13 protein-coding genes and 1 tRNA gene are annotated in these 15,423 nt (G+C 67.0%); 10 read left to right on the plus strand and 4 right to left on the minus strand.

The window, feature by feature from the left end; translation table 11 throughout:
• Positions 1–147: 147 nt before the first annotated feature.
• The 4 genes from G1H10_RS28585 to G1H10_RS28600 all read left to right on the plus strand — a co-directional run bounded on the left by G1H10_RS28585 (position 148) and on the right by G1H10_RS28600 (position 3,342).
• Positions 148–2,262 carry an ATP-dependent DNA helicase UvrD2 gene (locus G1H10_RS28585; RefSeq protein ID WP_246220062.1) on the plus strand — a complete coding sequence of 705 codons (2,115 nt, stop codon included), beginning with the start codon at positions 148–150 and terminating at the stop codon, positions 2,260–2,262.
• A 118-nt stretch (positions 2,263–2,380) separates the two neighbouring features.
• Positions 2,381–2,614, plus strand: coding sequence for a hypothetical protein (locus G1H10_RS28590; protein WP_163744397.1), 234 nt, complete (start codon positions 2,381–2,383; stop codon positions 2,612–2,614).
• A 161-nt stretch (positions 2,615–2,775) separates the two neighbouring features.
• Positions 2,776–3,048, plus strand: coding sequence for a WhiB family transcriptional regulator (locus G1H10_RS28595; RefSeq protein ID WP_163744440.1), 273 nt, complete (start codon positions 2,776–2,778; stop codon positions 3,046–3,048).
• A gap of 108 nt (positions 3,049–3,156) precedes the next feature.
• On the plus strand, positions 3,157–3,342 hold the full coding sequence (locus G1H10_RS28600; RefSeq protein WP_512700330.1) for a putative WhiB-interacting protein: 186 nt from the start codon (positions 3,157–3,159) through the stop codon (positions 3,340–3,342).
• 177 nt (positions 3,343–3,519) lie between these two features.
• Here the strand turns inward: G1H10_RS28600 and G1H10_RS28605 are convergent, their stop codons facing one another.
• Both G1H10_RS28605 and G1H10_RS28610 read right to left on the minus strand, forming a co-directional pair.
• Positions 3,520–4,833 carry an ABC1 kinase family protein gene (locus G1H10_RS28605; protein ID WP_163744401.1) on the minus strand — a complete coding sequence of 438 codons (1,314 nt, stop codon included), beginning with the start codon at positions 4,831–4,833 and terminating at the stop codon, positions 3,520–3,522.
• A complete protein-coding gene (locus tag G1H10_RS28610; protein ID WP_163744403.1) occupies positions 4,830–5,876 on the minus strand; it encodes a ThiF family adenylyltransferase in 1,047 nt (348 codons plus the stop codon). The genes G1H10_RS28605 and G1H10_RS28610 overlap by 4 nt, the downstream gene beginning before the upstream one ends.
• 728 nt (positions 5,877–6,604) lie before the next feature.
• Here G1H10_RS28610 and G1H10_RS28615 point away from each other — a divergent pair.
• A complete protein-coding gene (locus tag G1H10_RS28615) occupies positions 6,605–7,141 on the plus strand; it encodes a M48 metallopeptidase family protein (RefSeq protein WP_163744405.1) in 537 nt (178 codons plus the stop codon).
• Positions 7,142–7,183: 42 nt separating this feature from the next.
• On the opposite strand, the gene G1H10_RS28620 is transcribed toward G1H10_RS28615, so the two are convergent.
• Positions 7,184–8,584, minus strand: coding sequence for a zinc-dependent metalloprotease (locus G1H10_RS28620; RefSeq protein ID WP_163744407.1), 1,401 nt, complete (start codon positions 8,582–8,584; stop codon positions 7,184–7,186).
• 81 nt (positions 8,585–8,665) lie between these two features.
• On the opposite strand from G1H10_RS28620, the gene G1H10_RS28625 reads away from it, so the two are divergent.
• Genes G1H10_RS28625 through G1H10_RS28635 form a run of 3 tightly spaced genes read left to right on the plus strand, consistent with a single transcriptional unit; the run spans position 8,666 to position 11,286 of the window.
• Positions 8,666–9,769, plus strand: a complete 1,104-nt coding sequence (locus tag G1H10_RS28625) for an NAD-dependent epimerase/dehydratase family protein (RefSeq protein WP_216853760.1) — start codon at positions 8,666–8,668, stop codon at positions 9,767–9,769.
• A 3-nt stretch (positions 9,770–9,772) separates the two neighbouring features.
• Positions 9,773–10,195: a molybdenum cofactor biosynthesis protein MoaE gene (locus G1H10_RS28630; protein WP_163744408.1), complete on the plus strand. Its 423-nt coding sequence runs from the start codon at positions 9,773–9,775 to the stop codon at positions 10,193–10,195.
• A gap of 29 nt (positions 10,196–10,224) precedes the next feature.
• Positions 10,225–11,286 carry a YlbL family protein gene (locus tag G1H10_RS28635; protein ID WP_163744410.1) on the plus strand — a complete coding sequence of 354 codons (1,062 nt, stop codon included), beginning with the start codon at positions 10,225–10,227 and terminating at the stop codon, positions 11,284–11,286.
• A gap of 52 nt (positions 11,287–11,338) precedes the next feature.
• On the opposite strand, the gene G1H10_RS28640 is transcribed toward G1H10_RS28635, so the two are convergent.
• A complete protein-coding gene (locus G1H10_RS28640; RefSeq protein WP_163744412.1) occupies positions 11,339–11,899 on the minus strand; it encodes a PPA1309 family protein in 561 nt (186 codons plus the stop codon).
• Positions 11,900–12,042: 143 nt separating this feature from the next.
• Here G1H10_RS28640 and G1H10_RS28645 point away from each other — a divergent pair, with 143 nt between their 5' ends.
• Positions 12,043–15,012: a UPF0182 family membrane protein gene (locus tag G1H10_RS28645; protein ID WP_163744414.1), complete on the plus strand. Its 2,970-nt coding sequence runs from the start codon at positions 12,043–12,045 to the stop codon at positions 15,010–15,012.
• A gap of 200 nt (positions 15,013–15,212) precedes the next feature.
• Positions 15,213–15,289, plus strand: a tRNA-Met gene (locus G1H10_RS28650).
• Positions 15,290–15,423: the final 134 nt, after the last annotated feature.

Raw genomic sequence — 15,423 nt, forward strand, 5'->3', positions numbered from 1 at the left:
CAACACCTCTCATGCCGCACGTGTTCCATCACGAGCGGTTGCCCGCGGAGGGCATCCCTCCCGTCAAACCGGACGATGTGCGTCGAGCTCGGCGGCTCGCCAGGGGTGTGCTGGCGGCTGTCGGGACGGGGTGCCAGGATGGAGTCCATGGCTGTCCCCGATGTCCTCTCGGCGCTCGACCCGGAGCAGCGGGAAGTGGCAGCCGCATTGACCGGTCCCGTCTGCGTCATCGCCGGTGCCGGCACGGGAAAGACGCGGGCTATCACGCACCGGATCGCGCATGGTGTGCTCTCGGGTGCGTTCGACCCGCGTCGCGTCCTGGCCGTGACGTTCACCACACGTGCTGCCGGCGAGATGCGTGGCCGGCTCCGCACACTCGGGGTCGAGGGCGTCCAAGCCCGTACTTTCCATTCCGCCGCGCTGCGGCAGGCGCGCTACTTCTGGCCGCAGGTCACCGGGTCGGATCTTCCGGAGATCGCGCAGAGCAAACTGAGCCTGGTGGGTGCGGCCGCGAACCGCTGCCGGGTGGGTACCGACCGCGCCACCTTGCGAGATCTGGCCTCGGAGATCGAGTGGGCCAAGGTGAGCAATGTGCTGGCGGAGCGCTATCCGGAAGCCGCGGAAGCCGCGCTGCGCGAGGTCGCCGGCATCGACGCGCCGACGGTCGCCCGGGTGTACGCCGCCTATGAGGACCTGAAGTCCGACCGTGCGGTGATCGACATGGAGGATATCCTGCTGGCCGCGGTCGGGTTGTTGGATGCGAACCCGGGCGTCGCGGACGCCGTGCGAGCGCAGTACCACCACTTCGTCGTGGATGAATACCAGGATGTGTCGCCGCTGCAGCAGCGGCTGCTCGATCTGTGGGTGGGTGACCGGGACGAGATCTGCGTCGTCGGTGATCCGGCTCAGACGATCTACTCGTTCGCCGGTGCCCGCCCCGACTACCTGCTCGATTTCACTCAGCGGTTTCCCGCCGCGACCACGGTCCGGCTCTTTCGCGACTATCGGTCGACGCCGCAGGTGGTGAATGTCGCCAACGCGGTGCTGCGGCCCAGCAGCCGAACGTCCAAGGGTGTCGTTCTCGAGGCGCAGCGGCCATCCGGACCCGAAGCGGTCTTCATCGAGCACCCCGACGAGGTCGCCGAGGCCGAATGGGTCGCGGGGGAGATCCGTCGGCTGATCGCCGCCGGGGTCCCCGCGCGCGAGATCGCGGTGCTGTTCCGGGTCAACGCCCAGTCGGAGAACTACGAGCAGGCCCTTTCCGACGCCGGTATCGCGTACGTCGTACGTGGAGCCGAGCGCTTCTTCGAACGAGCCGAGGTGCGGCAGGCGGCGATGTTGCTGCGCGGTGCCCTACGCGCCGGCGACACGGCGGCGGACTCCCCGGATGCGGCTGCGGCCACCGCAGCCGTGTTGTCCGCGGCGGGATGGTCCGCCAAGCCTCCGGCCGGCGGGGGAGCGGCGCGTGAGCGCTGGGAGTCGCTGGCCGCGGTCGTGTCGCTCGCGGAGGATCTCGTGGCGGCGCGTCCGGACGCCACGTTGGCGGACGTCGTCGCCGAGCTCGAGGCCCGTGCGGCGGCACAGCATGCGCCGGTCGCCGATGGTGTGACGCTCGCGTCCTTGCACGCCGCCAAGGGGCTGGAGTGGGATGCCGTGTTCGTCATCGGGGTGCACGAAGGCACCTTGCCGCTGAACTACGCGGAGACCCCCGAGCAGATCGAGGAGGAGCGCCGGCTGCTCTACGTCGGGGTCACCCGTGCACGTGAGCATCTCGCGGTGACCTGGTCGTTGTCCCGGCAGCCGGGCGGCCGCGGGTCTCGCAAGCCCAGCCGGTTCCTTGACGGCGTGCGGCCGGGGCGATCGGCACGCGCCGGCGGCCGGACGACGCGGTCCGCCGCGAGCCGGACGAGGTCGCCGGCGCGTTGCCGGACCTGCGGTACCGCGTTGGTGGATGCCACCGCTCGCAAACTGGGGCGGTGCGGTGACTGCCCGTCCGCCGTCGATGAGGAGCTGTTCGAGCGGTTGCGCGCTTGGCGGCTGGAACGCGCCCAGGAGCAGAAGGTGCCGGCGTACGTGGTGTTCACCGATGCCACGTTGACCGCGCTGGCGGAGGCCAAACCCGCGGACGAGGCCGCGCTGCGGGCCGTGCCCGGCGTCGGCCAGAGCAAGCTGGAACGGTATGGCGCGGACGTGCTCCGCCTGTGTAGTGAGGCGTCCGGTGACTCTTCGGACGACGCGGACACGAAAGTAGTCAAAAAATAGGTTGCCCCTTACCCGTAGACCCGTTAGTGTGATCACGCACGTTGTCGCGCAATGCGTCGTGCGTGCCCTGAGTCGGAAGGCCCGGCTGGGAGCGACAGACCGAGAGGAGGGCATTTTGATGAACGCCACAAAGCTTCATCTGCGAGACGTCATCTCGCTCGATGACTATGCCTGCATGAATGCCCTCAACGGTCGCTTTGCGCTCGCTGGGAGCCGTTCCGTCTCGCCCGTCATCGCTCCGTCGACGGGAGGAGTGCGTCCGCAGGCAGGCAACAGCATCCTGATGGTCACGCGTCTCGTTGATGAGGCCAAGGCCGACGTGCGTGTCCGTAACTTGGGGCCGCCGATCTGATTGTCATCAGTATCGGCGCCTACAGGCCGCGGAACCCGCACACCGGGATCCGCGGCCATTTTGCTTTTAGGGGCACGTTCAGGCGCATCCACTCGGCATCTGACGTGTGCCTCCGCCACCAACAACCACAAGAAGAGGGAAGGAGGTGACAGGTACTCATGATGTTGGCGAGTGTCCTCGATGAAGCGTTCGTCACCGACGAGGTGACCCCTTGTCGGACCGATCCGGAGCTGTGGTTCGCCGACACGCCTGCCGACGTCGAGCTGGCCAAGGAACTGTGCCGGAGCTGCCCGGTGCGCGAGCAGTGCCTTGCCAGCGCGCTCGACCGAGCGGAGCCCTGGGGCGTCTGGGGTGGTGAGCTTTTCGAGGCCGGCGTGGTCGTACCGCGCAAGCGTCCTCGAGGACGGCCCCGCAAGACCGAGTTGGCGGCGTGATTCTCAAGTTCGCACAGCCGAGTGTGAGGAGTCGAAGACGTGGAAGTTTTCCCGAACCCTGATATGGCACGACACGACCAGACTGACCTGATCTTCCGGAGTGACAACATGAGTTTGCTGAATGAAGCCTTAGCGCGAGCGCATTGTCGCGACCGCATGGCTGAGGCGGAGGAGCAGCGGCGTGTGAGCCGGCTGCTGAAGGCCCAACGGCTGGAACGTCGCGCGGCTCGTGCCGCTCGGCGCGCGCGCCGGCTGGCCGCCGCGGCCATCGCGGCCTCCAGCCGCGCCGCGTAGGCGACGGCCGGACGAACCGGCGAGACGGCGAGACGGCGGACCGGCGAGCGGACAAACCGGCGAGGCCGCGACGCGGCGACGCCAGCTGAGCGGGAGCTAGTGTTCATCCATCGACGGGCGGGGCATGGCATGGCCATGTTCCGCCCGTCGATGTGCGTCCGGCCCGGGGAGATGCGGTTACTCGCCCCGGAAGCCGGGCACCCAGCGTTCGAACTCGGCCCGGAACGGCGCCTCACAGTCGAGCTGTGACAACACTCCGATGCCGCCGAGCCATACGCGGTGGACCAGCAGATACGACGGCGGCACATTCAGCTTCAATCCGACCGTGTAGCCAGGCTTGCGCGGATCGTTGATCCGGTTGAACTGGTCGCGCATCCATGCTCGGTTGAAGTGGAACGTCTCGGTGGAGGCCGGTTCCAGGAACGGCGCGAGGTAGTCGTAGAGACTCTCCGGGTCGATCGTGATGTGAGGCAGGATGAAGCCTTCGTCACGCAGACCGTTGACCATCTCTTCGGTGTCCCGGTCCAGCGCGCGCCGCACCAGCCGGCCGATAGACGTGGGAAAGCCTTCCGGCAGCCGGGCGACCGCGCCATAGTCCAGTACGCCCAACCGCCCGTCCGGCGTCACACGGTAATTGCCTGGATGCGGGTCGGCATGCAGCAATCCGGCGCGCTCCGGCCCGGAGAAGAGGAACCGCACGTACAGCAGGCCTACGCGGTTCCGTTCTTCCTGGGTCCCTTCGGCGATGATCGTCGACAGTGGTGTTCCCTCGAGCCACTCGGATACGAGGACGTGCTTCGCGCCGTGGATCAACCGCGGTACGGCGAACTCGGCGTCACCGTCGTAGGCGTACGCGAAGCCGTCCTGGGCATCGGCCTCGAGCCGGTAGTCGAGCTCCTCGAGCATCCGGTCGTGCAACTCGTCCAGGATGGCCTTGGCGTCGACGCCGGGGACCAGCGAGCCCAGCGTCTTACCGAGCCGCGCCACCTGGGTGAGGTCTGAACGCAGCGCCTCGTCCGCGCCTGGGTACTGGATCTTCACCGCTACGTCGCTGCCGTCATGCCAGACCGCGCGGTGCACCTGACCGATCGACGCGGCGGCGGCGGGACGATCGTCGAACGAGACGAATGAGCGCCGCCAGTCCGGGCCCAGATTCTCCGCCATCACCCGATGCACTGTGCTGGCACGCATGGGCGGCGCCGACTCCTGCAGCTTGGTCAGGGTCTCTCGATACGGCCCCGCGACATCCTCGGGCAGTGCGGCCTCGAGCACGGACAGCGTCTGCCCGAACTTCATCGCTCCGCCCTTGAGTTCGCCCAGAACTCGGAAGACGTGCTCGGCGGTACGCCGTTGCGTTTCGGCGGTTATCGTCTCGGCCGATCGGCCGCCCAGACGCCGGCCGAGTCCCAGCGTCGCGCGCCCGGCGACACCGAGCGGCAAGCTCGCGAGCTTGGCGGCTCTGGTCGCGGCCCTACGTGGCAGTTCGCTCACGTCAACCATTCTGCCGTGTGTTCCCAGGTACACCCACAATCCGGGTGCGGTTGCCAGCTCCGGCGCCGGGGCAATCCGTACGGAAGCTCAACTTCGACGGTGGCATCGACCGCGCAGACTTCGAAGCCGTCGAGGTAGGCCAGTACCTGGCCGGCCGCCATCCCGGCGACGGCAGCGGTCAGGCTCGCGTCGCAGGGCGGCGTCGTCGGCGGATACCTGCCTGCCTGGTCGAGAACGGTGGGCCAGTCGGGGTCGCGGTCGGTGCGGTGCAGGTCCAGGCAGCGCAGACAGGCAGATTCACCGGGGATGACGAGCGGTCCGACAATACCGGTGACCTCGACGATCTTGACCACCAAGTGCGGTATGCGCTCGCGGCAGAAGACGGCGGCATACGGTGTCGGATCGGCGCATCCGGTCGCGTCGAGGACGACGATGTCGGGTGGCGGCGCTCCCGGGACTCCGGTCGTCACCGTGCCCTGGTGACCCAGCATCTCGCTCAGCGAACGATCGCGCGCGATACCCACCGCCTCGTGTGGGTGTGCGCCGGGGGCGACGTCGGCCTCGGTGACGAGGCGCTGGTCGTCGGCCCACACCGTTCCGACGCCGCCGGCGTCGAGCAACCGGGCCACGGACGCGCCGACCCGCCCTCCGCCGACCACCTTGACCCTCCGCTTGCCACGTGCGGCGAAGGCCGCCAGCCCGCCGTCCGGGCTACGGTCCACTAGGGCGAGGCTGGCCAGATCCGGCCGATGGTGCTCGCGCGGCGTGTCGGAGCCTGACGTCGTCGCGTCGTGGTCGACGACGGCACCGACCGGCGTCAGTAACCGCAGAAGCCGGTCCACGGTGTCTTTGCGGCCGCCGGCGGCGACCGCGATGTCGCGGAGAGTGGGCAGGTCGTTATTGCCGTCCATCGCCCGCAACACGGTCGCTTCGATGGGACTGAGTCCGCCGAAGACGTGGCTCTGATTCGCGGTAGTTCCGATCTGTACGGTCGACGGCTCGCGCCAGGCAAAGCTCAGGGCGGGGTGTAGTTGGGGGCGCACGGTGAAGACCTCCGGCGGATACGGCGACGGGATGTCGGCACGCGGTGTGTGGCCGTCACACGATCTTGCCGTGTTCGGCGCGGACCGTGCTCGAGATATCCACAGGATCCGTCGATGGGTCGGCCGGAGACGAACGGCGAGGCCCCCAGGGCCGCACGGTGGCGGAACGTGCCTTCCCCGTCGCACGCCGCGCGCACCGGCGTTTTCCGAGGGCCACGCCGTCCAACGAACCATGGACCGGGCTGTTCGGCGCCGCGCCGGTGTGGATAACGCCCTGTGTTCGCGACCGCGCGATCCTCGGTTGCGGGCCACGACGTGGTGCCTGTTGGTCCCTGGTTCTGAGGCGAACGTACGGCTGACTCGGCGTGGCCGCAACATGAACGGACAATATATGTCCACGGCTTGTGGATAAACCTGTGGAGGACTTGTGCAGGGGTGCGGAAACTACTGTGGATAGGCGGTGGGAAGCCTGTTGACAGCTTGGTGATAACTTCGGGCGAACTTCCCTGACCTGGGCTGACACCTGGGTTGAGGTGTGGACAAAGAAATATCCGCCACAGGCCTGATCGTTTGGTGGAAGACGAGTACCGGTGCAGTCCGGCGCCCATCCGGCAAAAGTTATCCACAACAAATACCCACATCGGACATCTGTTGCTATTACCGTTCCTACATGGAGCAGAGGACGGCCTGGTGTCCTCACGGGCGGTGTTCGGCGGACAGGGAAGCGGATGGAGGCTGAACCGGAGATCGAGGTCCGGCGTTCCACGAGGCGCCGGCGCACCGTGACCGCCTTCCGTGAGGGCGGTCGGATCGTCGTGTGCCTTCCGGCCCGATTCAGCGCCGCCGAGGAGCGGCGGTGGGTAGAGACGATGCTCAGGCGGCTCGAAGCTCAGGAGCAACGGCGCCGACCCAGCGACGAGCAGCTGCTGCGGAGGGCACGAGAGCTGTCGAGGCGGTACCTCGACGGGCGTGCCGAGCCGTCGAGCATCCGATGGAGTTCGGCGCAGCGCAGCCGGTGGGGTTCATGCACGCCGAGCGACGGTTCGATCCGGCTTTCGGAGCGCCTGCTGGGCGTGCCCCCCTGGGTGGTCGACTACGTGATCGTCCACGAGCTGGCGCATCTGCTCATCTCCGACCACCGGGCCGAGTTCTGGGAACTGGTCCGACGCTATCCGCGAGCGGAGCGAGCACGGGGGTTCCTGGACGGCCTGGATTACGCGACGAACTCACGGCAACCGGACGACGACGAGGACAGCATCGATTGACGACCGTGGATCCGGCGCCGACGACCGACTCGGTGCCGCCGTCTACCGATCGTCGCCGTGCTGCTCGTCACCCTCGTCTGGCGTGTCGCCGGAATCGTCCTGGGACGTCTCCGGGCCGTCGTCGTCGGCGGCCTGTGCGTCGGCCGAACGCAGCGCATCTTCCAGTTCGGACACATCCACGACCGTGTCGCGTTCCAGGAACGCCGCCGGGTCGGCCAGGTCCTCGGCGGACGGCATCAGGTCGGGGTGAGCCCAGATGGCGTCCCGGCCGGTGACACCGCGCGCCTCGCGGGTGGTCGCCCAGAACGTCGCCGCCTCGCGAAGCTTGCGCGGCCGGAGCTGCAAGCCCACCAGCGTGGCGAAGGTGTGTTCCGCCGGCCCGCCGGCGGCGCGTCGCCGGCGCACCGTTTCGCGCAAGGCGGAGGCGGACGGCAGCCGCCCGTCGGTGGCTTGCGTGACCACATCGTCGACCCAGCCCTCGACGAGCGCCAGCGCGAGCTCCAACCGTTCCAGGGCGGCCTTCTGCTCGTCAGAGGTAGGGATGTCGAACAGTCCGCCCTCCATCGCCTCCTGGAGTGCCTGCGGATTCGCCGGATCGATGTCGCGGAGCTTCGATTCGATCGAGTCCGTGTCCACGTTGACGTGTCTTGCGTACTCCTCGACCAGCGAGATGATGTGCGAGCGCAGCCACGGCGCGTGCGCATAGAGGCGCACATACGCGGCCTCACGGAGCGCGAGATACAGCGTGACGTCCCGCGGCTCCACACCGAGGCCTTCGCCGAAGGCCCGCACGTTGGCCGGCAGCAGGGCCGGATGCCCTTCAGCCAGTGGGACGCCGATGTCCGAGGCGCCACAGACCTCGCCTGCGAGTTTGCCGATGCTCTGGCCGACCTGGGCTCCCCACATCGAGACGCCGACCTGCTGGAGCATCCCGACCAAAGGCCCGGCGGCCTGCGCCATCTCCGGCGGAAGCGACTGGCTCATGGCGTCGGCCACCTTGGCCGCCACCGGTTCGACCAGGCCTCGCCAGGAGGCCTGGGTGCCTTCGACCCACTCGGCGCGGCTCCACGCGCGCGGTGTTCCGCCGGTGGCAGGGAACGACGTGGCGTCGTCCAGCCAGGTCTCAGCCAGCCGGAACGCGTCATCCACCTCACGACGCTCCGAGCCGCTGACCGACCGGTCGCCACCGGCCGAGACCACGTCCCGGGCGGCGGAGTTGGCCAGGTCCCAGTTCACCGGACCGCCGGACCAGGACAGCATCTTGCCGATCTGCTGCAGCATCTGACCGAGATCGGCGCCTCCCTGCTGACCGCCCATCATGCCGAACAGGCTGCTCAACGGGTCTGTGCCGCCGGCGCCGCCGGAGCCACCACCGGAGCCTTGCTCGGGCTTCTTGTCGTCGTCATCGTCGTCGGAACGGAAACCGAAAGGGACGTCACTCATAACTATGCCTCGCGCCTCGGGCAGGATGGGAAGCGGTAGGGGCGCCTCATACGCCCCACCGTAGTAGCAGGAGGAGCAAACGTGGGCACACAGCCGGGCGTGGTTCGCGCTGGGCGCAACAACACCGGTCGCGGAATAGCGGTAGCGGTGACGGGTGCGGCGTCCGGCGTCGGCCGGGAACTCGTCCGTCGGCTGGCTAGACACGAAGGCATCCGGCAGGTCATCGGGCTGGACGAGGTTCGTGGCGATGTGGAGGGGGTGACCTGGCGCGTCGTCGATCCGACCGATCCGGCCGTCGTGACGAGGCTCACAGGCGTGGACGTCGTGGTCCATACCGCGATCGACCTCAACGTGACCGGCGACGCGGGCCGGCGGTCATTGCGCAACGTGAGGGGCACGCAGACCATTCTCACCGCTGCCGCCGCGGCTGCGGTGCGCCGGGTGGTCGTGGTCAGCAGCTCCATGGTGTACGGAGCGGCGGTCGACAACCCGGTCCCGTTGGATGAGTCCGCGCCGTTGCGCGCGCCCGCGGACGGCGGCTTGGTCAGTGATCTGTTGGAGATCGAGGAACTCTGTGCACGAGCCCCGCGCTCGCATCCGGGTACCGCAGTCACGGTCGCGCGGCCGGCGGCGCTCGTCGGTCCGGGCGTCGACACGGTGCTGACCAGGCATTTCGAGGCTCCTCGACTGTTGGCCATCCGTGGTAGCGAACCGATGTGGCAGTTCTGCCACATCGACGACCTCGCTTCGGCCCTGGAGTTCATCGCCCGGCACGACATCGACGGTCCGGTAACCGTCGGCAGCCCCGGCCACCTCGACCAGCAGGCCGTCGAGACGCTGAGCGGACGTGTCCATGCCGAGCTCTCGGAGTCGTTCGCCCTGGGAGCCGCGGCTCGGCTGCATCGCCTTGGGGTGACACCGGTGCCGGTCAGTGAGTTGCAGTACGTCGTCCACCCCTGGGTGGTGTCGGTGAGACGGCTCACCGAGGCGGGCTGGCGCGCTGAGTACAGCAACGAACTCGCACTGCAGGCGTTGATGGAGGGCGTGAGCGGCCGGCATTCGCTGGCCTCGCGCCGCTTCGGAAAACGCGAGACCGCGGCGACGATCGGCGCGGCGGGCGCTACAGTCGCCATATTGGGTACGGCTGTGGTCGTCCGAAAGGCACGCAAACGAAAGCGGGGGTAGGTAATGGGCGTGGTCAGGCTCCTGGACGTTCGTTCTGAGCCGCTGTCCGTGGATGAGCTCTTGCGTGCGGTCGCCGATGACGGCGCGGGCGGCACGTGTGTCTTCATCGGGACGGTCCGCGAGATCGACGAGGCTCGCGCCGTGGAGGTCTTGGAGTATGAAGCCCACCCGTCGGTGCAGACGAAACTGCGCGAGGTAGCCGAAGGCGTGACCGCGGCGTATCCGCTGCGCGCGCTGGCGGCCGTGCATCGCGTGGGAGAACTGCGGATCGGCGATGTGGCGGTGGTGGTCGCGGCGGCTGCCGAGCACCGTGAAGAGGCCTTCGCTGGGTGCCGCAAGTTGATCGACGACCTCAAGCGAGAGGTGCCGATCTGGAAGCATCAGGTGTTCGCTGACGGCGCGACGGAGTGGGTCGGCTCACCGTAACGGTGCGGGCAGGCCGTAATCTGAACCAAATGACTCGTCGTTCTGTCAGCCTCATGGTGTCCGGCGCGCTGATCATCATGCTCGTCGCGGTGGCCGCACAATTGCCGGTGCCGTACGTCGTCTATTCACCCGGTCCGGTCGTCGACACACTCGCCCAGCTGGAGACCGACGACGGCGAGGAGATACCGGTCGTGCAGATCGACGGTGCGGATACATATCCGGTCGAGGGGGAGCTGGACCTGACCACGGTCGGCGTCACCTCCGCCGACACTGAACTGGACATCCTGACGGTCCTGCGTGCGTGGCTGGACGACGACCGCGCAGTGGTTCCGCGCAGCACCGTCTACGAGGACGACGAGACGGCCGAGGAATCGCGTGAGCAGAGCGCGCAGCAGCTCTCCCGGTCGCAGGAGACCGCCAAGGTCGCGGCGTTGCGAGAGCTCGGTTACGAGGTGCCGCAGCAGGTGGTGATCGCTACGGTGTTCGAGGGCACGCCGGCTGAAGGCGCCCTGGAGCCGGGCGACATCATCGTCTCCGTGGACGGCACTCCCATCGCGTCGCCCGACGAGGTGGCCGAGATGATCAGGGAGCGGGAGCCCGGTGACACGGTAGAGATCGGCATCCGGCGCGACGGTGAGGAGATGACGGTCACGCCGGAGACGGAGGCGGCCGAGGACGGCGGTCATCCGGTCGTCGGTTTCGGGGTCGACTGGGGCTACGAGCTCCCGGTCGACATCACCATCACCATCGACGACGCCATCGGCGGTCCGAGCGCCGGGATGATCTTCGCCCTGGCCATCTACGACACGATGACCGAGGAGCCGCTGATCGAGGGGACTCACATCGCGGGGACCGGCGAGATCACCGGCGACGGCGAGGTGGGGCCGATCGGGGGCATCCAGCAGAAGATCGCCGCGGCCAGTGACGACGGCGCCGAGCTGTTCCTGGCTCCGGTCCGCAACTGCAGCGACGCGGTCAGCGCGAACAACGGTGATATGCAGGTGGTTCCAGTGGAGAACCTCGCCGACGCGATCGATGCGATCGAGACGTACACGGAGGGCGATCCCGCGGACCTCGCCACGTGCGAATGACCCGGCACCGTCCTGCCGCTCCGCGCTTTGGCGCGACGGCCGGCGCTCGGGGTCAGGTGAGTGTATCGGCGAGAGCGTTGGCGATCTCCGGTGACAGCTCGGCGTCCTGGATGAGTTCGCTGTCCTCCTCGTGACCGCGCACGCGCAGCACCGAGGTCCGTGAACCGTCTCGGAGCACGCCCACAACCACGCGAACGTCGGTGCGGTCGGGGTGGTTCTGCGCCCAGTTCACGGCCGCCTCGTCGTCGGCGGGCACGTCGTCCTCGGCGCCGGGCGGCAACACGATCCGCTCCACGGCCAGCGCGCAGCCGCGCACGGTATCCGGCCAGGCGATGGAGGGAAGAAGGTCGTCGAGCGAGCGCCCGGCGATGTCCTGCTCGATCGGGGTCAACGCGTCGTCGGACACCGAGTCCTTGGACAAGCCCAGGTTGCCGGCCAGATCCGGTTCGCGTTCCAGGAGCTCGCCGGTGGGCGCGAGCGCATACAGCCGAGGCTGTTGATCCCAGCCCTCCTGCTGGACGTGGTTCTCGATCTCGACGACAGCACGGGAGAGGGCCGTCGGGGGGTGTTCCGGGGCGTCCCCGTTGGTGGAGGTGGGCTCATCGGTGTTCATGTCGTCATGCTCCCACGAGTGTTTCGGTGTCCGAGCCGCAGATGCCGAGGTTACGGCCGTGTTGCCAGAAGGCGATCAGATCTTGATGCGTCTTGGCAGGACCGGTTCGAAAACCGGTGCGACCGTAAGATAGCTTTCATGGGGTGAGCCAGAATTTTCCTCGTCCAGCTGGTCCATCCCGCGGTGGCGGACGCCGGTCGCGTGCGCTGGTTCCGACTCTGATCGTACTCGCGGTGCTGGCCGTCGCGTATCTACTTGTTGTCAACTTCTGGACGGAACGGCTGTGGTTCGATTCCGTCGACTTCACCCGGGTGTTCACGACGCAGCTGATCACCCGATCGTCGCTGTTCGTGGTGTTCGGTCTGTTGATGGCCGTGTCCATCGTGGTGAACGGCGTCATCGCCTACCGGTTGCGGCCGAGTTACCGGCCGATGAGCGTCGAGCAGCAGAGCCTCGACCGATACCGGGACGCGATCGATCCGGTGCGTTCCTGGGTTCTCGGTGCCGCGGCCCTCTTGGTGGGCATCATCGCCGGTGCGAGCGCCGGCGGTGAGTGGACGACGTTTCAGCTGTGGCTGAACGGCACGGAGTTCGGCGTCGAGGATCCGCAGTTCGGGACCGACCTCGGCTTCTACGCGTTCTCCTACCCGTGGTGGCGCTATGTGGTGAGCTTCGGCTTCGCGATCGTGACGCTCGGTCTGATCGTCGCCGCGATCACGCACTACATCTACGGCGGCATCCGGCTGCAGACCGCGGGTGAGAAGGTCAGCCCGGCCGCTCAGGGGCACCTGTCGCTTCTGATCGGTCTGTTCATCCTGCTCAAGGGCGTGGCGTACTGGCTCGACCGATACGCCATGCTGATCGATGACAACGACTTGTTCACCGGCGGGAACTACGCCGACATCAACGCGTTACTGCCGGCCAAGACCATTCTGATCTTTGTGGCCGGGATATGCGCGATCCTGTTCTTCGTCAACGTCTGGCGGCGCAGCTGGATGCTGCCCGGCATCGGTGCGGGTCTGCTGGTGCTCTCGGCCGTGCTGCTCAGCGGGCTGTGGCCGTTCATCGTGCAGCAGTTCCAGGTCAACCCGACCGAGGCCGATCGTGAGGCGCCGTACATCGAGCGCAACATCGCGGCCACGCGCGACGCCTACGACATCGACGGCGTGGACATCCAGTCTTATGAAGCTGAGACGACGGTGGAGGCGGGCCAGCTGGCCGACGACGCGGGGAGCATCCCCGGTATCCGGCTGATGGACCCGACGGTCATTCCGCCGGCCTACCAGCAGCTGCAGCAGGTCCGTGGTTTCTACACCTTCGCGCAGCCCGCCGACGTGGATCGCTACGAGATCAATGGCGAGGTGGTCGACTCCGTCGTAGCGGCCCGCGAGATCGACATCTCCGGTATTTCGAGTGAGCAGCAGAACTGGGTCAACCAGCACACTGTGTACACGCACGGCTTCGGGATGGTCGCTGCTTACGGAAACAGAAGTGAGACTGACGGCTCCCCCGATTGGATCGAAGAGGACATCCCGTCGCGTGGCGATCTGGGCGACTACGAGCCACGGGTGTACTTCGGTGAGAACTCGCCGGAGTATTCCATCGTCGGCGCTCCAGAGGGTGAAGAGCCTGTGGAGTACGACATCCCGGAGGATCCCGAGACAGGCGGAGAACGGCGCAACACGTACGACGGGAACGGCGGGGTGTCGATCGGCTCGTTCTTCAACAGGGTGCTCTACGCCACCAAGTTCCAGGAAGCGAACATCCTCCTGTCGGACCGAGTCAATTCTGAGTCCCAGATCCTCTACGATCGCGGCCCGCGTCAGCGGGTGGAGAAGGTCGCACCGTGGCTGACGGTCGACTCTAACCCGTTCCCGACCGTGGTCGACGGGCGCTTGGTCTGGGTGATCGACGCATACACCACGCTCAATTCGTATCCATACTCGCAGCGAGTGTCGTTGGAGGAAGCCACCAGCGACTCGCGGATCGCGCGCCCTGCTTTGGCAGCTCAGCCGGATGATTACATCAACTACGCGCGCAATTCTGTGAAGGCGACCGTGGATGCGTACGACGGCACAGTGACGTTGTATGAGTGGGATAACAGCGACCCGGTCTTGCAGGCGTGGATGGACGTCTTTCCTGAGTCGGTCACACCGCGATCGGAGATCAGTGACGACCTGATGAACCACCTCCGGTATCCGGAGGACATGTTCAAGCTGCAGCGGCGAATGCTGGAGCAGTACCACGTGACCGACCCGTTCACGTTCTACGAGGGCACCGACCGTTGGATTGTGCCGAACGATCCAACCTCGAACCTGGATATCGACCAGCCGCCCTACTACCAGTCGATCCAACTGCCGGGCAGCGACGAAGGTGTGTTCTCGTTGACGACGACGTACACGCCTCGTGGGCGACAGAACCTGATCGCCTTCATGACCGTGAACGCTGACGCCCGACATGAGGACTACGGCCAGCTGACGGCGCTGCGTCTACCTGGCGATACCCAGATAGACGGTCCGGGACAGGTAGCGAACGCCTTCGAGAGCAACGAGGAGATCGCCAGCCAGCTCACCCTTCTTGGCGCTGGTGAGGGGGCGAACGTCGAGTTCGGTAACCTGCTGACGTTGCCGGTCGGCGGTGGCCTGCTGTACGTCCAGCCGGTATACGTGGTGCGGCAGGCCGGCGATGCCGTCTATCCGTTGTTGCGCCGTGTCATGGTGCGGTTCGGCACTGAGATCGGGTTCGATACGAGCCTGCAAGGGGCTCTCGACGACGTCTTCCGCGGAGAATCCGGCGTGGAGACCGAAGAAGAGGGTGAAATCGAGGACGCCGAGGTTCCCGAGCCCGAGGGTGAAGGCACCGACACCGAGGAGCCGCCGGAGAGCGAGCAGGAGCCGCCCGCAGACTCCGAGCAGTCTCCTCCGGCAGACGAGCCTGATGAGGAAGCGCCCCCGGCGGACGGCACGCTCGAAGAAGCGATCGCTGATGCTCAGCAGGCGTGGGAGGATGCGCAGGCGGCACAGTCCGAAGGTCGCTGGGCGGACTACGGCGAGGCCTTGGATCGCCTCGAGGACGCCCTCAGCCGTGCCGACCAGCTCTCCCAGGGAGAATAGATAGCTAGCGCAAATCGCTGGGCTTGGATGTGGCCGGGGTTCACTGAGATGGTGAGCCCCGGCCACGGCTATACGGCGGGTACGGCCTGGCGCTGCAAGCTCCGTAGATGCGCACATTTACAGTGGTCACGAGGCTATTCCAGCCGATCGGCTGCCCGATTTGGTGTGGCTCGGATCGTGACGTAATATTGTCAGTGCGACGCGGGGTGGAGCAGCTCGGTAGCTCGCTGGGCTCATAACCCAGAGGCCGCAGGTTCAAATCCTGCCCCCGCTACCAGGTAAGACGGGTCTTCGGATTCTGGCGGGGTGCTGGGTTCATCGGACGACGATGGAGCCCAGCACTCGCCAGTTGGGTTTGCCGGCGTAGAGCAGGGCGCGGACTCGGTAGTTGCGGAAGTTGCGGAACCCGTA

Source organism: Phytoactinopolyspora halotolerans (assembly GCF_010550675.1).
In the GTDB taxonomy this organism is placed as follows: domain Bacteria; phylum Actinomycetota; class Actinomycetes; order Jiangellales; family Jiangellaceae; genus Phytoactinopolyspora; species Phytoactinopolyspora halotolerans.

Bases quoted from the DNA above. Each gene is read 5' to 3' on its own strand.
- G1H10_RS28585 (WP_246220062.1), top strand. From the start codon at position 148: ATGGCTGTCCCCGATGTCCTCTCGGCGCTCGACCCGGAGCAGCGGGAA.
- G1H10_RS28590 (WP_163744397.1), top strand. From the start codon at position 2,381: ATGAACGCCACAAAGCTTCATCTGCGAGACGTCATCTCGCTCGATGAC.
- G1H10_RS28595 (WP_163744440.1), top strand. From the start codon at position 2,776: ATGTTGGCGAGTGTCCTCGATGAAGCGTTCGTCACCGACGAGGTGACC.
- G1H10_RS28600 (WP_512700330.1), top strand. From the start codon at position 3,157: ATGAGTTTGCTGAATGAAGCCTTAGCGCGAGCGCATTGTCGCGACCGC.
- G1H10_RS28615 (WP_163744405.1), top strand. From the start codon at position 6,605: ATGGAGGCTGAACCGGAGATCGAGGTCCGGCGTTCCACGAGGCGCCGG.
- G1H10_RS28620 (WP_163744407.1), bottom strand. From the start codon at position 8,584: ATGAGTGACGTCCCTTTCGGTTTCCGTTCCGACGACGATGACGACGAC.
- G1H10_RS28630 (WP_163744408.1), top strand. From the start codon at position 9,773: ATGGGCGTGGTCAGGCTCCTGGACGTTCGTTCTGAGCCGCTGTCCGTG.
- G1H10_RS28635 (WP_163744410.1), top strand. From the start codon at position 10,225: ATGACTCGTCGTTCTGTCAGCCTCATGGTGTCCGGCGCGCTGATCATC.
- G1H10_RS28640 (WP_163744412.1), bottom strand. From the start codon at position 11,899: ATGAACACCGATGAGCCCACCTCCACCAACGGGGACGCCCCGGAACAC.